Here is a 13,907-nt window from a genome sequence, read left to right as displayed (position 1 = left end):
CCGCGGCAAAACGATTATATATTCAAAATGAAGGACTTAGAGAGATTTTCTGGGAAGACCGGAGAAAAGAAAGCCCCGGCAACCCCCGCACAGGTCCTGCCGCAAGCACAATTCGTGACAATTACTGAGGAAGAGGCCGGTCAGCGCATCGATAATTATCTGTTGCGCGTTTGCAAAGGCGTCCCCAAAAGCCATATCTATCGCATTCTTCGCTCCGGTGAAGTGCGGGTGAATAAGGGGCGCATTGACCAGTTGTATCGCCTGAACCAGGGCGACGTCGTGCGCATTCCGCCCGTCCGCGTTGCGGAGAAGCAGGAAGCTATCGTTCCGGCTGCCGAATTCGCCATCATTTTCGAGGATGCGCATCTGCTGGTCATCGACAAGCCGGCCGGCGTGGCCGTACACGGTGGCTCCGGTGTCTCCTTCGGCGTCATCGAGCAGTTGCGCGCCTCGCGTCCGGATGCGAAGTTCCTCGAGCTGGTGCACCGCCTGGACCGGGAAACCTCGGGCCTGCTCTTGTTGGCCAAGAAACGTACGGCGCTGACCAGCCTGCACGAACAGATGCGCGACGGCCTGACCGACAAGCGTTACCTGACTTTGGCAGTCGGCGACTGGAAAAACAAGCGGCAACACGTGAAACTGCCCTTGCATAAATATACGCTGGCGGATGGCGAGCGCCGCGTGCGCGTGCAGGCTGACGGCCAGGCCTCGCACACCGTATTTACCTTGTTAAAGAAATTTGAAGGATTCGCGCTGCTGGAAGCGGAGCTGAAAACCGGCCGTACCCACCAGATTCGCGTTCATCTGGCATCGTCGGGCTTCCCTATCGCTGGTGACGATAAGTACGGCGATTTTGCGTTAAATAAGGCGCTGCAAAAAGCCACCGATGTGCGCGGAGCATTGAAGCGCATGTTCCTGCACGCCCATCAGATCACGTTTACCCATCCGGAATCGGGCAAAGTGATGACACTTAACGCACCTTTGGCCGCCGAATGCGAAAAATTCTTGGTAAGCTTGGGTAAACCGTTGAATTGAGCACAAGATAATGGCACGTAAGCAATTTGACCTGATCGTCTTCGATTGGGACGGCACCCTGATGGACAGCACTGCGACCATCGTGAAGTGCATCCAGGCCTCCGCCAAGGATCTCGGCTTGCCGATTCCGAGCCGGGAGTCCGCCGCGCATGTGATCGGGCTGGGCCTGGGCGAAGCATTGCAGGTGGTACTGCCGGATGTCGATCCGAAGTATTACCCGCGCATGGTCGAACGCTACCGTTATCATTACCTGAGCAAGGACCACGAGCTCACACTGTTTGACGGCGTGCATGAGATGCTGCAGGAGTTGTCCCAGCAGGGCTATTTCCTGGCGGTGGCGACCGGCAAGAGCCGGGTCGGCCTGAACCGCTCGCTGAATGCGGCCCGTTTGCTGTCCACCTTCGACGCCACACGCTGTGCCGATGAAACGTTCTCCAAGCCGCACCCGGCCATGCTGCAGGAACTGACCCGCGAACTGGGCCAGGACTTGCGCCGCACCGTCATGATCGGCGACACCACACACGACCTGATGATGGCGCAAAATGCGGGATCTGCGGGCATCGCCGTCGAATATGGCGCGCATCCACTCGATCAGCTGCAAGCCTGCAAACCGGTTTTCAGTGCGCGCTCGGTGCCCGAACTGCACCAGTGGCTCAACGAGAACGCATGATGGATGAGGAAATCCTGATTTGCGCGTCGGATGCCGTCAGTGATGGCGGCAGGGGCATGCGCTTCCCGGTGTCGGCCGGCGGCGAGAACACCACCGGGTTCGTCGTGCGTTATGGCGGCAAAGCCTATGCCTACCTGAACCGCTGCGCCCACGTCCCGATCGAGCTGGACTGGGCGGAAGGGGAATTTTTTGAATCGAGCAAGCTCTATATCATGTGCTCGACCCATGGCGCGATCTACCTGCCGGACAATGGCCAGTGCGCCGGCGGGCCCTGCCGCGGTGGACGCCTGCGTCCCATCTCGGTGACTGAACGCGACCAGAATATCTACTGGCAACCGGACGATTACGTCCGCCCGGCACTCAGCTGAAGTGCCCAGAAAGCAAACATGAGCGACAATCTTAATAACACCACGCCGCCCCCGAATCCACCATCCCAACCGCAAGGCGCCCCGCCGATCAACTGGGAACGCGAAGTCCTGGAGAAGCTGGTATTCGCCACGATTAAGGAACAGCGCGCCAACCGCCGCTGGAGCATCTTCTTCAAAGTCTTCCTGCTGGTGGTCGTATTTTTCGCGATCGCCAGCTATTTCGATATTCACCTCGGCGGCGACGCCGAGTCGCTCGGCCGCCACACGGCGCTGATTGAAATCGAAGGCAATATTGAAAGCGAGGGCAGTGGCGCCGCTTCGGTGGTCATCCCGGCGCTGAACAAGGCGTTCGCCGACGCGGGATCGGCAGCCATCGTGCTGCACATCAATAGCCCGGGCGGCAGCCCGGTGCAGGCCGGCATGATCGTGGACGAGATCCATCGCCTGCGCCGCGGCTATCCGAACAAGCCCTTGTATGTGGTGGTGGATGAGATCTGTGCGTCCGGCGGCTACTACATTGCTGCCGCGGCCGACCGCATTTATGTGAACAAGGCGAGCATCATCGGTTCCATTGGCGTGCTGATGGATGGCTTCGGCTTTACGGGAACGATGGAAAAACTGGGCGTCGAGCGTCGCTTGCTGACGGCCGGCGAAAACAAGGGTTTCCTTGATCCGTTCAGCCCCCAGTCCGAAAAGCACAAGCAGCACGCCCAGACCATGCTGAAGGAAATCCATCAGCAGTTCATCGAAGTGGTGCGCAGCGGCCGCGGCAAGCGCCTGCATGAAACCCCGGAAATGTTCTCCGGCCTGTTCTGGACCGGCGCGCGTGCTATCGAGATGGGGCTGGCCGATGATCTGGGCAGTGTGGACAGCGTCGCGCGCGACGTGGTCAAGGCGGAAGATGTGATCGACTACACCCAGCATGAAGGCTTGCCGGAGCGCGTCCTGAAGAAATTCGGCGCGGCGGTCGGTACCGGCGCGATCAAGGCGGTGACCCAATCCGTGAAGCCCGAGCTGCGCTAAAGACGGCTGGGCTGCTCAGCAGGAAACATTGGCAAACTGATTCTATTAAGGCTTGTATATTCCCCGACGTGGACTATAGTGACGGTGTAGTTCATTCAAGGGAGGGCTTAACAACTTGAACTTGGGTAAAGACTACTCAGCCGCATCGTGGATGCGGGTTAGAGTGAATTGAAATTCCTCGTCACTGTCTCTTTGGGAGGCAAGAGAACGGCGGCCCTTGGCCGCTGTTTTCGTTTGTGCCTGGCCTGCTTGCATGCGGGCGAAGCCGCCGGCCTGCAACCACTTCGTCAAATTGTCCTGAACATCAAGATGCCAGCGATGCTGCGGCATCAGGTCGGCTCGTCCCTGCCAGCGAGCCACGGCGAGTTTCATTTGCAGTGAAGAGGCATGCAGGCAGGCGATCCTTGCGCGCTTGGCAATATGTTTCATGGCAGATCTTCCTATTCACTTCAGCAAATTCCTAACGTAGTTTAAGTGTAATAAATTGTCGTGAACATCTCTTGATCTGTATCAATGGTCGGGCTTGAGCTTGCTTAAAATCCGGTAAAATCCCGCCCTATGAGTAAACTTTCCCTGGATCGCATCCTGCAGTCGCAAGGCTTCGGGACGCGCAAGTACTGCCGGGCACTGATCGAGGATGGCGATGTCGTCATCGACGGCGTCGTGCAGGACAATTTCAAGACCACTTTCGAGACCGACGGCCTGGTGCTGCACGTGTTTGATGAAGAGTGGCTGTACCGCGAGCATGTTTATATTGCGCTGTACAAGCCTGCCGACTATGAATGCTCGCGCAAGCCGAGCCACCACCCCGGCGTACTGACTCTGCTGCCCGAACAGTTCACCTGGCGCGATGTGCAGCCGGTCGGACGGCTGGACCATGACACGACGGGTATGCTGTTGATGTCCGACGACGGGCCCTTTATCCACGCACAATCGTCGCCGAAGCGGCATGTGCCCAAGGTCTACCAGGCGACGACCCAGGACCCTGTCACAGACGAGCTGGTCCAGCATCTGCTGGCTGGCGTCCAGCTGCACGACGAGCCGGCGCCCCTGGCCGCGCTGGTGTGCGAGAAGAAGGGCGAGTACCAGCTGGAGATCGTGCTGGAGCAGGGCAAATACCACCAGGTCAAGCGCATGCTCGCCGCGGCGGGCAACCACTGCGCGGCGCTGCACCGCTCTGCCATCGGCAAGCTCCAGCTCGATTCGCTCGGCCTGAAAGAGGGCGAGTGGTGCTATCTGACGCCAGAACAACTGGCTCTGCTGGCCCCGGTCTGACACTCGCGCGGTGTCTTTGCGCGCCGCCAATTTCCTCTCTTGCTGCTGCGCTTATCCTGTCCGGATGAGCGCTTCCGCCGACATCAGCTGCAAGCAATTGTTCGCCCATCCGGAGGTTGTGGGCGAGTTGCTGCGGATTGCGCTGCCGCCTGCCTGGCTGCGCGCCGTCAGGCTGCAGCGCTGCAACGGCAGTTATGTCAGCGGTACCGGTCGGCAACGCCACAGCGACATGGTGTGGCGCATCCAGCGGTCGCCTGAACCGCCAATCTACCTGCTTCTTGAATTTCAATCCCACCCCGATTACTGGATGGCCTTGCGCATGCAGGTCTATGTTGGCTTGCTGTGCGAGGATCTCGTCCGCCAGCAAAAACTGCGCAGCAGAAAGCTTCCACTGCTCCTGCCGCTTGTGCTGTATACCGGTCAGGCGCCGTGGACATCAAACACCGACCTCGCCGCGCTTCAGGAAGAGGCGCCGGCGTCTCTTCGCGTTCTGCAGCCGGAACAAAAATATCTGTTGATCGATCAAAGCTACTTGAGGGCTGGGCCGGCTGTCGGACGAAGTGTGATTGCGTCACTTTTGGAGTTCGAGCAGGCATCAGATGACGTGGACCTGCTTTTCGCGCTTCGGCACGTCAACGACTGGCTTGTTCCTCAGCGGAGCAAAGCGTTGAAGCAATACATACGCGACTGGGTTGTCGACCGCTTGCGTAATGAGTTTCGAGACTTGCAGATTCCGCCGGAATTTACATTACTTGAGGTGCATGCCATGTTTAATCAACGATTTGCAACCCCCGAGGAGTTGTGGCAATGGCAGGCAGAGCAGCGCGCCATGAAAAAAGGACTTGCAGAAGGACGTGCCGAAGGGGCGGCGATAGGAATGCTCAGCGAGCGAAAGCGCTTTGTGGTCCAGTTGCTGCTGCGTGCGTCTGTCGAGCCGGGAGCGGGGCAGGTGCGGACGGCCTTGGAGGCGGCGGACGCGCCGCAGCTGGAAGTGTGGATCGACGAGTTGCTGGCCGGCCAAATCCCCGCGGCGCTGAGGTGATCTGGTAAAGTCTTGGCCTGTTAAGAACAAGGCAGACCACGAATGAAACTGGCAACTCTGAAAGACGGCACGCGCGACGGGCAATTGATTGTGGTGTCGCGCGACCTGAAGACGGCGGTAGTGGCGGACGGGATTGCGCGCAGCCTGCAGCGCGCGCTGGACGACTGGTTCTTCATTGCACCCCAGCTGGACGAGCTGTACCGCACGCTGAACGAGGGGAGGGCGCGCCGCAGTTTCGACTTCGATCCCAGGAACTGCATGGCCCCGCTACCGCGCGCCTTCCAGTGGGCCGACGGTTCGGCCTATGTGAACCATGTTGAACTGGTGCGCAAGGCGCGCAATGCCGAGATGCCGGCCTCGTTCTGGCAAGACCCGCTGATGTACCAGGGCGGCAGCGACGACTTTATCGGCCCGACGGACGATATCGAGCTGAAGCACGAAGAGTGGGGCATCGATTTCGAAGCAGAAGTCGCCGTGATCACCGACGATGTGCCCATGGGCGCGACACCGGACCAGGCTTTCCAGCAAATTCGCCTGCTGATGCTGGTTAACGACGTGTCGCTGCGCAACCTGATTCCGGAAGAGCTGGCCAAAGGCTTCGGCTTCTTCCAGTCCAAGCCCGCCTCCAGCTTCTCGCCGGTGGCCGTCACGCCGGACGAGCTGGGTGAGGCGTGGAAGGACGCCAAGGTCCACCTGCCGCTGCGTTCGATCTGGAACGGCAAGCTGGTCGGCCAGCCGAACGCCGGCGTGGACATGGTCTTCAACTTCGCCCAGCTGATCAGCCATCTGACGAAAACACGCAACGCCCGCGCCGGCACCATCGTCGGTTCCGGCACCGTGTCCAACAAGGACAGCAAGAAAGGCTATTCCTGCATCGCCGAAAAGCGCTGCCTGGAAACCATCGCGGATGGCAAACCCACCACCGGCTTCATGTCCTTCGGCGACACCATCAAGATCGAAATGCTGGATGGCGACGGCAAATCCATCTTCGGCGCCATCGACCAGACCGTGCAGCAGCACGGCCGACCCAAGCCGCAGCAGGCAGAGCCTGAGCCGCCCAAGGCGGATGTTTCTGTCGAGCAATGATGAAAAGGGGCGGTTTTCCGCCCCTTTTCCATAGATGGCGCTACCGCTCAGACCCGGATAATGGCAGGGTCGATAACAGGAGCGGTACATGGCTGAAGATAGCGAAGCCGAAAAGACAGAAGCCGCGTCACCGAGGCGCCTCGAGCAGGCGCGAGAAGAAGGCGACGTACCCAGGTCACGCGAAGTTGCCACCTTTACCGTTCTGATGGCGGCGGGCGCCGGCCTGTGGATGACGGGTTCGGGTCTGGTGCGCCAGCTGAGCCACACCCTGGTGTCCGGCCTGTCGCTCACGCGCGACCAGGTCTTCGATCCGGACGTGCTGATCCGCCGCATCCTGGTCGATCTGGTGGAAGTGCTGGTTGCCTGCCTGCCGCTGGGCGTGGCCGTGATGGTCGTGGCCCTGGCCTCGCCGCTGCTGGTGGGCGGCTGGCTGTTCAGCTCCAAGGCTTTCACCCCAAATTTCATGAAGCTGAATCCGATCAACGGCATCAGCAATATGTTCTCGACCAATTCCCTGGTGGAGCTGGTCAAGGCCATCATCAAGACCATCGTGGTCGGCGCCGTGGCCTGGGTGGTCATTTCGCGCCAGAAGGACGCGATGTTCGGCCTGATCAACGAACCCATGTTTGCCAGCTACAGCCACCTGATGAACATGCTGGGCACGAGCTTCCTGTTCATCGTCGGCGCGCTGGGCCTGATTGCCGCCATCGACGCGCCTTACCAGATGTGGCATTACGCGAACAAGCTGAAGATGACGCGCCAGGAGCTGATCCAGGAATCCAAGGAGTCGGACGGCAACCCGCAGATCAAGGGCAAGATCCGCCAGCTGCAGCGCGAAATGGCGAAGAAACGCATGATGGCCGACGTGCCGACCGCCGACGTGGTCGTGACCAACCCGACCCATTACGCGGTGGCGCTGAAATACGCCGACGGCGCGCAAGGCGCACCGAAAGTGGTGGCGAAGGGCACGGACGAAGTGGCGGCCAAGATCCGCGAACTGGCGAAAGAGCACAAGGTCGCGATCCTGGAAGCGCCGCCGCTGGCGCGTGCGCTGCACAAGCACACCGACATCGGCGACGAAATCCCGCCGCGCCTGTACGCTGCCGTGGCCGAAGTGCTGGCCTATGTGTACCAGCTGCGCGCCTATCGTCCGGGCGGCCGCTATCCGGACCGTCCAACCAGACTCGATGTACCGGCGGATATGGACCCGGCAACGAAGAAACCAGATAACAACGGAGTATAAGAATGAACAGCATGAAGCTTCCCGCATGGATGAGCGGACTGGCCGGCGGCAACAGCAAGAGCCTGGCCGCGCCCATCCTGATCATCATGCTGCTGGCCATGATGATCCTGCCGCTGCCGGCCTTCATCCTGGACCTGTTCTTCAGCTTTAATATCGCGCTGTCCATCATCGTGCTGCTGACCAGCCTGTACACGGTCAAGCCGCTCGACTTCATGGCTTTCCCGACCGTGCTGCTGGTTTCCACCATGCTGCGCCTGTCCCTGAACGTGGCGTCCACCCGCGTCGTGCTGACCGAGGGCCATACCGGTCCGGACGCAGCGGGCAAGGTGATTGAAGCGTTCGGCCACTTCCTGATCGGCGGTAACTACACGGTCGGTATCGTGGTGTTCGTGATCCTGACCATCATTAACTTCGTGGTCGTGACCAAGGGCGCGGGCCGTATTGCCGAAGTGGGCGCGCGTTTCGCCCTGGACGCGATGCCGGGTAAGCAGATGGCGATCGACGCCGACCTGAACGCAGGCCTGATCGGCGAGCCCGAAGCGCGCAAGCGCCGCAGCGAAGTGTCGCAGGAAGCCGAGTTCTACGGCGCGATGGACGGTGCGTCGAAATATGTCCGCGGCGACGCGGTGGCCGGCATCCTGGTCACGGTGATCAACGTGATCGGCGGCTTCCTGGTCGGCATGATCCAGCACGACATGGCCATGGCCGATGCGCTGAAAAACTATGTGCTGCTGGCCATTGGTGACGGCCTGGTGGCGCAGATTCCTTCCCTGGTGATTTCGATCGCGGCCGGTATCGTGGTGTCGCGCGTGGCCAGCGAAACGGACATCGGGACCCAGGTCATCGGCCAGCTGTTCGAGAAGCCGCAGGTGCTGTACATCACCGCCGGTATCATCGGCGGCCTGGGCCTGATCCCGGGCATGCCGAACCTGGTGTTCCTGCTGCTGGGCGGCGCGCTGGGCGGCGCCGGCTATATGCTGTCGAAACGGGCGAAAGAGCGCGCCGAGGCTGCAACGGCGGAGGCGGCCGGCACGGCGGGTGGTCCAGGCGGTGCTGGCGGTGGCGGTGCGACTGCGCCAACCGAACAGGAAGAGGCGAGCTGGCAGGATGTCTTGGCCGTCGATACGCTGGGACTGGAAGTGGGCTACCGCCTGATTCCGCTGGTGGACAAGAACCAGGGCGGCGAACTGCTGAAGCGCATCAAGGGCATTCGCAAGAAGTTCGCGCAGGAAGTGGGTTTCCTGGCGCCGCCCGTGCACATCCGCGACAACCTGGAACTGAAGCCGTCCGCCTACCGCATCACGCTGAAGGGTGTGGAAGTGGGCACGGGCGAGGCCTTCAATGGCCAGTTCCTGGCGATCAATCCGGGCATGGCCAGCGGCACGCTGCCCGGCCTGGCGACTACCGACCCCGCCTTCGGCCTGCCTGCCGTGTGGATCGACGCGGGCATGCGCGACCAGGCAACCGGCATGGGCTATACCGTTGTCGATGCGGGCACGGTGGTGGCGACGCACCTGAATCACCTGATCACCACGCACGCGTCCGAGCTGCTGGGCCGCGCGGAAGTGCAGGCGCTGCTGGATCACTTGGGCAAGGAATCGCCGAAGCTGGTGGAAGACCTGGTGCCGAAGATGATTTCGCTGTCTTCGTTGCAGAAGGTGCTGCAGAACCTGCTGGTGGAAGGCGTGCATATCCGCGACATGCGCACCATCATCGAAACCCTGGCCGAGTTCACGCCGATGACGCAGGATCCGAGCGAGCTGACCGCGCAAGTGCGTGTCGCGCTGGGCCGCGCCATCGTCCAGCAACTGTTCCCGGGCGGCGGCGAGCTTTCCGTGATGACGCTGGATAACCGCCTCGAGCGGCTGCTGATGCAGGCGCTGACCACCGGCGGCGGCGACACGGCCGGCATCGAGCCGGGCCTGGCCGACACCATCGCCCAGCAGGCCGCGCAAGCCGCCGCGCAACAGGAAGCGCTGGGCGTGACGCCGGTGCTGCTGGTGCCGGGCCCGCTGCGCGCGCTGCTCTCGCGCTTCCTGCGCCGCGCGCTGCCCCAGCTGAAAGTGCTGTCGCACGCCGAAATCCCCGAAACGAAAACCATCCGCGTCACCTCCCTCGTCGGTGCCCAATAACCCCCTGGGGTCAGATCCGACATTCGGACACGAGCTCAGCAAAAGGTGCGGCTCATAGGGAGCGCGTTCGCTCCGCATTCTGATGAGCTCGCGGCGGAAGGGCATTTTCTGCCACGGTTTGGTGCTTACTCTGCGTGTATTTGCACAATTCGGTATCAGGGCCGAGTTCGTGTCCGAATGTCGGATCTGACCCCAAGGTTGGGCGGCAAATAAGGGGGGAATTCCCAAGCTGTTCGTTCGATGGTTTCTCCAGTGCATCGTCAATAATTTCACCATCAACGTGAAAGACTGCAGGAGTAGCAATGAACGTCAAAAAATTCACCGCGCCGACTTCGCGCGAGGCGCTGCGCAAGGTGCGCGAGGCCCTCGGGCCGGATGCCGTGATCCTCTCCAATCGCCCGGTCGATGGCGCGGTGGAGATCTTGGCCCTGGCCAATGACGATGCCGCTTCGCTGGCCATGCCGGCTGCAGACTCGCCGATGGCCGCGCCGGAGCCGCAACTGGAGCTGTCGCCCCAGCCCTTCGACCAGCGCGTGGAGCCGCTGCTGCCGCAGGAACCGGAAGCGCCGGTCGAGCGCGCGATGCCGCGTCCAGCCCGCGCGGTTGCCCGTGAAGGCGAAGCGACGCCACGTTCGGCCGCTTCCGTTGCCGCTGCCGCCGCCGCAGCCCGCGCACTGCCACCGCGCCACGTAGCTCGCCCAGCACCGGCCGCGGCGCCAGTCACGCCAGCCTTCGACATGGACCGCATCACCGCCCTGGTCGCGGAAGCCGTCGCCGGCGCGAAAGCCAGCGCTGCGGCGGAAATGAGCACGATGATGAACGAGCTGCGCGCCATGCGCGGCATGATGGAGTCCCAGCTGGCCGAGATCGCCTTCAGCAGCGGTCAGCAGCGCGAGCCGCACAAGAACGCCGTGCTGCGCGACATGCTGGCGGCCGGCTTCTCGGCCCAGCTGTCGCGCTACCTGGTGGACAAGCTCCCCGCCGGCATCGATGCCCAGCGCTGGATGCGTAACGCCCTGGCGCGCAACCTGAACGCCATGAGCAATGAAGAGGCGCTGATCCAGCAGGGCGGCGTGTTCGCCCTTGTCGGCCCGACCGGCGTCGGCAAGACCACCACCACCGCCAAGCTGGCCGCGCGCTGCGTGATGCGCCACGGCCCGGAAAAGCTGGCCCTGATTACCACGGATGCCTATCGTATCGGCGCCCACGAACAGCTGCGCATCTACGGCAAGATCCTCGGCGTGATGGTGCACTCGGTGAAGGATGAAGCCGACCTGCGCATCGCCCTGAAGGAATTGAGCAAGAAGCACACCGTGCTGATCGACACCGTCGGCGTCAGCCAGCGCGATCATATGGTGGAAGAGCAGGTGGCCATGCTGCAAGGCGCCGGCGCCAATGTGAAGCGCCTGCTGTGCCTGAACGCCACCTCGACCCAGGAAACCCTGTCCGAAGTGGTGCGCGCCTACCAGGGCAGCGGCCTGGCTGGTTCCATCATCACCAAGCTGGATGAGGCGGCGTCGATCGGCAGCGCGCTGGATGTGGTGATCCGCCACAAGCTGAACCTGTTCTATGTGTCCAACGGCCAGCGCGTGCCGGAAGACCTGCACCTGGCTGATCCGGCCGCCCTGATTGAGCGCGCCTTCAGCGGCGCCAAGTCGCAACTGGCGGACGCCGACCTGCCCCTGCTGATGGCCAACGCCGGCCACGATGCTTCCCTGCGCGAGGTGCACCTTGGCTAATTTCGATTTCGACCAGGCCGAAGGCCTGCGCCGCATGCTGGCGGGGCCGCGTCCCCGCCTCGTCACCTTCCTCTCCGCCACCCCGCAGGACGACAAGGGCATGATGCTGGTAAACCTGGGCGCCTCGCTGGCCCAGGCCGGCAACGATGTGCTGCTGGTCGATGCCTGCGCCAGCGCCCACGGTGTGGCGTCGCGTCTCGGCGTCGATGGCGGCGCCAGCCTGTTGAACGTGGCGCGCCAGCAGTGCGGCCTGAACCAGGTCATCCACGCCGCCCCGCAAGGTTTCAATGTGGCGCAGATGACGCGCGGCGAAAGCCGCCGCGGTCCGGACGAAGGCCGCCGCCTGGCCAAGGCTTTCGATGTGCTGGTCAAGCAAACTGGCATCACGCTGGTGGACGGCGAATTCGATGGCGAGGCTTTCCCGGTGCCCGTGATGGCTTCCTCGGAAATCGTCGTGCAAGTGTCGAACAGCGCGGCATCCATCAAGAATGCCTACCTGATGATCAAGCGCCTGAACCACGAACTGGGTCGCCGCCCCTTCGGAATTCTCGTGACGGGCGCCTCGGAAGCCGAGGCGAGGGTGGTTTCACGATAATATGGCACAAGCGGCAAGCCGTTACCTGGCTGTGAACCTTGTCTCCATGGGTTCGGTTCCGGCCGACGAGTACCTGCATCGTGCAGCACGCCTGGGGCGCGCGGTGGTCGATGCCTTTCCGCTGGCCGGTGCGTCGGTCGCGTTCCGTCAACTGGCCGGACGCTTTGCGCTGGCTGGCTCGCCATCACACTTTGCAGGGAGCAGCAACCATTTTTGAGCCTCAAAAGAACTAGAACTATATGTACACGGTCAAAGGGAAAGTAGACAAGGACTCTCTGCTGACGGAGCACATGCCGTTGGTTAAGCGTCTTGCCCACCACATGAAGGCCAAGCTGCCGCCGAGCGTGGAAGTCGATGACCTGGTACAGGCCGGCATGATTGGCTTGCTCGATGCAATCAACCGCTATGAAGAAACCCACGGCGCCCAGTTCGAGACTTATGCGGTGATGCGCATCCGCGGCGCCATGCTGGATGAGCTGCGCTCGTCCGACTGGATGCCGCGTTCGATGCGGCAGGATATGCGCAAGATCGAAAATGCGATGGCCGTGCTGCAGCAGCGCCTGGGCCGCCCGCCGAGCGAATCGGAAGTGGCGAAGTCGCTCAAGCTGTCGCTGGCGGATTACCAGGAAATGCTGTCCGAAGGCGGCGGCCACCAGCTGGTCTACTACGAAGACTTCCACGACGAGGATGGCAATGATTCCTTTCTCGACCGCTATGCGCACGACGAGGACGCCGATCCGCTGCGCGCGCTGCTGGACACCGACTTCCGCCAGGCCGTCATCGACGCCATCGATGCGCTGCCGCCGCGCGAGAAGATGCTGATGGGCCTCTACTACGAGGAAGAGCTGAACCTGAAGGAGATCGGGGCCGTGATGGGCGTGTCCGAATCACGGGTCTCGCAACTGCATACCCAGGCTGTGGCCCGCCTGCGTGCAACGCTGAGGGAGCAGGCATGGACTGGTCCAGCGTAGCCGGTGTCCTGCTGGCGATTGCCGGCATCATCATCGGCCAGGGGCTGGAAGGCGGCAAAGTTACTTCATTGCTGCAGCCTGCGGCATTTGCCATCGTCGTCATCGGCACCTTCGGCGCCGTCATGCTGCAAACGCGGCTGCCGACCCTGCGCCGTGGCCTGTCCATGCTGCGCTGGGTCTTCCGTCCGCCGCTCGACAACCGCGCCGTGCTGGCGCGCGACATCAATGCCTGGAGCCTGGCCGCGCGCCGCGACGGCTTGCTGGCGCTGGAGCGCTACATGCTCGCGTCCAAGGACAAGTTCATCGCCAAGGGCCTGCGCATGATCGTCGACGGCATCCAGCCGGACAAGATGCGCCAGATGCTGGACATGGAAATCACCGCCTTCGAAACCGCCGAACGCCAGGCCGTGCGCATCTGGGAATCGGCGGCCGGCTATTCGCCCACCATCGGCATTCTCGGCGCGGTGCTGGGCCTGATCCACGTGATGGAAAACCTGACCGATCCGAGCAAGCTCGGTTCCGGCATCGCCGTGGCCTTCGTCTCCACCATCTACGGCGTGGGCCTGGCCAATCTGTTCTTCTACCCGATCGCCAACAAGTTGAAGACCATCGTCACGCGCCAGGTCTACCAGCAGGAGCTGGCGGCCGCCGTGTTCTACGATATCGCCACCGGCGACTTCACCCGAGTGATCGACGAGCGCATCGCGACCCTGCTGCGGGAGCCGTGA

General features: G+C 62.2%; 13 protein-coding genes and 1 pseudogene. 13 read left to right on the top strand and 1 reads right to left on the bottom strand.

Annotation, left to right across the window (positions count from 1 at the left end; genetic code table 11):
• Positions 1-27: 27 nt before the first annotated feature.
• Genes rluC through ACHMW6_RS27435 form a run of 4 tightly spaced genes read left to right on the top strand, consistent with a single transcriptional unit; the run spans position 28 to position 3,096 of the window.
• Positions 28-1,035 carry a 23S rRNA pseudouridine(955/2504/2580) synthase RluC gene (gene rluC / locus ACHMW6_RS27450; RefSeq protein ID WP_395401665.1) on the top strand — a complete coding sequence of 336 codons (1,008 nt, stop codon included), beginning with the start codon at positions 28-30 and terminating at the stop codon, positions 1,033-1,035.
• A 10-nt stretch (positions 1,036-1,045) separates the two neighbouring features.
• Positions 1,046-1,705 (top strand): HAD-IIIA family hydrolase, encoded by a 660-nt coding sequence (locus tag ACHMW6_RS27445; protein WP_395401663.1) that lies wholly within the window; start codon positions 1,046-1,048, stop codon positions 1,703-1,705.
• Complete coding sequence (locus ACHMW6_RS27440; protein ID WP_395401662.1) at positions 1,702-2,073, top strand: Rieske (2Fe-2S) protein; 372 nt, start codon at positions 1,702-1,704, stop codon at positions 2,071-2,073. The genes ACHMW6_RS27445 and ACHMW6_RS27440 overlap by 4 nt, the downstream gene beginning before the upstream one ends.
• A gap of 18 nt (positions 2,074-2,091) precedes the next feature.
• Positions 2,092-3,096 carry a S49 family peptidase gene (locus ACHMW6_RS27435; RefSeq protein ID WP_395401660.1) on the top strand — a complete coding sequence of 335 codons (1,005 nt, stop codon included), beginning with the start codon at positions 2,092-2,094 and terminating at the stop codon, positions 3,094-3,096.
• Positions 3,097-3,228: 132 nt separating this feature from the next.
• On the opposite strand, the gene ACHMW6_RS27430 is transcribed toward ACHMW6_RS27435, so the two are convergent.
• Positions 3,229-3,525, bottom strand: coding sequence for a hypothetical protein (locus ACHMW6_RS27430; RefSeq protein ID WP_395401658.1), 297 nt, complete (start codon positions 3,523-3,525; stop codon positions 3,229-3,231).
• Between the two features lie 129 nt (positions 3,526-3,654).
• Between ACHMW6_RS27430 and ACHMW6_RS27425 the strand changes: the two genes are divergently transcribed.
• The 9 genes and pseudogenes from ACHMW6_RS27425 (at position 3,655) to ACHMW6_RS27385 (ending at position 13,907) form a co-directional block, all read left to right on the top strand.
• A complete protein-coding gene (locus ACHMW6_RS27425) occupies positions 3,655-4,371 on the top strand; it encodes a pseudouridine synthase (RefSeq protein WP_395401656.1) in 717 nt (238 codons plus the stop codon).
• A gap of 64 nt (positions 4,372-4,435) precedes the next feature.
• Positions 4,436-5,413: an Rpn family recombination-promoting nuclease/putative transposase gene (locus tag ACHMW6_RS27420; RefSeq protein ID WP_395401654.1), complete on the top strand. Its 978-nt coding sequence runs from the start codon at positions 4,436-4,438 to the stop codon at positions 5,411-5,413.
• Positions 5,414-5,455: 42 nt separating this feature from the next.
• Positions 5,456-6,499, top strand: a complete 1,044-nt coding sequence (locus ACHMW6_RS27415) for a fumarylacetoacetate hydrolase family protein (protein WP_395401652.1) — start codon at positions 5,456-5,458, stop codon at positions 6,497-6,499.
• An 88-nt stretch (positions 6,500-6,587) separates the two neighbouring features.
• Positions 6,588-7,742, top strand: a complete 1,155-nt coding sequence (flhB, locus tag ACHMW6_RS27410) for a flagellar biosynthesis protein FlhB (protein ID WP_395401650.1) — start codon at positions 6,588-6,590, stop codon at positions 7,740-7,742.
• A gap of 2 nt (positions 7,743-7,744) precedes the next feature.
• Positions 7,745-9,874 carry a flagellar biosynthesis protein FlhA gene (gene flhA, locus ACHMW6_RS27405; RefSeq protein WP_395401648.1) on the top strand — a complete coding sequence of 710 codons (2,130 nt, stop codon included), beginning with the start codon at positions 7,745-7,747 and terminating at the stop codon, positions 9,872-9,874.
• A 302-nt stretch (positions 9,875-10,176) separates the two neighbouring features.
• Positions 10,177-11,613 (top strand): flagellar biosynthesis protein FlhF, encoded by a 1,437-nt coding sequence (gene flhF, locus ACHMW6_RS27400; RefSeq protein WP_395401646.1) that lies wholly within the window; start codon positions 10,177-10,179, stop codon positions 11,611-11,613.
• Positions 11,606-12,425, top strand: a pseudogene (locus tag ACHMW6_RS27395) (MinD/ParA family protein). The gene flhF and the pseudogene ACHMW6_RS27395 overlap by 8 nt, the downstream one beginning before the upstream one ends.
• A gap of 22 nt (positions 12,426-12,447) precedes the next feature.
• Positions 12,448-13,179 carry an RNA polymerase sigma factor FliA gene (locus tag ACHMW6_RS27390; protein ID WP_395401644.1) on the top strand — a complete coding sequence of 244 codons (732 nt, stop codon included), beginning with the start codon at positions 12,448-12,450 and terminating at the stop codon, positions 13,177-13,179.
• Positions 13,161-13,907, top strand: coding sequence for a flagellar motor protein (locus tag ACHMW6_RS27385; RefSeq protein WP_395401642.1), 747 nt, complete (start codon positions 13,161-13,163; stop codon positions 13,905-13,907). The genes ACHMW6_RS27390 and ACHMW6_RS27385 overlap by 19 nt, the downstream gene beginning before the upstream one ends.

The organism is Pseudoduganella sp. UC29_106 (assembly GCF_044055365.1).
In the GTDB taxonomy this organism is placed as follows: Bacteria; Pseudomonadota; Gammaproteobacteria; order Burkholderiales; family Burkholderiaceae_D; genus Rugamonas.
Note: the sequence above shows the minus strand (reverse complement) of the source record. Positions and strands in the feature narration are given on the sequence as shown.

What these genes read in the sequence shown, in the direction of transcription:
- rluC (WP_395401665.1), top strand. Translation starts at nt 28, where the DNA reads ATGAAGGACTTAGAGAGATTTTCTGGGAAGACCGGAGAAAAGAAAGCC.
- ACHMW6_RS27445 (WP_395401663.1), top strand. Translation starts at nt 1,046, where the DNA reads ATGGCACGTAAGCAATTTGACCTGATCGTCTTCGATTGGGACGGCACC.
- ACHMW6_RS27440 (WP_395401662.1), top strand. Translation starts at nt 1,702, where the DNA reads ATGATGGATGAGGAAATCCTGATTTGCGCGTCGGATGCCGTCAGTGAT.
- ACHMW6_RS27435 (WP_395401660.1), top strand. Translation starts at nt 2,092, where the DNA reads ATGAGCGACAATCTTAATAACACCACGCCGCCCCCGAATCCACCATCC.
- ACHMW6_RS27430 (WP_395401658.1), bottom strand. Translation starts at nt 3,525, where the DNA reads ATGAAACATATTGCCAAGCGCGCAAGGATCGCCTGCCTGCATGCCTCT.
- ACHMW6_RS27425 (WP_395401656.1), top strand. Translation starts at nt 3,655, where the DNA reads ATGAGTAAACTTTCCCTGGATCGCATCCTGCAGTCGCAAGGCTTCGGG.
- ACHMW6_RS27420 (WP_395401654.1), top strand. Translation starts at nt 4,436, where the DNA reads ATGAGCGCTTCCGCCGACATCAGCTGCAAGCAATTGTTCGCCCATCCG.
- ACHMW6_RS27415 (WP_395401652.1), top strand. Translation starts at nt 5,456, where the DNA reads ATGAAACTGGCAACTCTGAAAGACGGCACGCGCGACGGGCAATTGATT.
- flhB (WP_395401650.1), top strand. Translation starts at nt 6,588, where the DNA reads ATGGCTGAAGATAGCGAAGCCGAAAAGACAGAAGCCGCGTCACCGAGG.
- flhA (WP_395401648.1), top strand. Translation starts at nt 7,745, where the DNA reads ATGAACAGCATGAAGCTTCCCGCATGGATGAGCGGACTGGCCGGCGGC.
- flhF (WP_395401646.1), top strand. Translation starts at nt 10,177, where the DNA reads ATGAACGTCAAAAAATTCACCGCGCCGACTTCGCGCGAGGCGCTGCGC.
- ACHMW6_RS27390 (WP_395401644.1), top strand. Translation starts at nt 12,448, where the DNA reads ATGTACACGGTCAAAGGGAAAGTAGACAAGGACTCTCTGCTGACGGAG.
- ACHMW6_RS27385 (WP_395401642.1), top strand. Translation starts at nt 13,161, where the DNA reads ATGGACTGGTCCAGCGTAGCCGGTGTCCTGCTGGCGATTGCCGGCATC.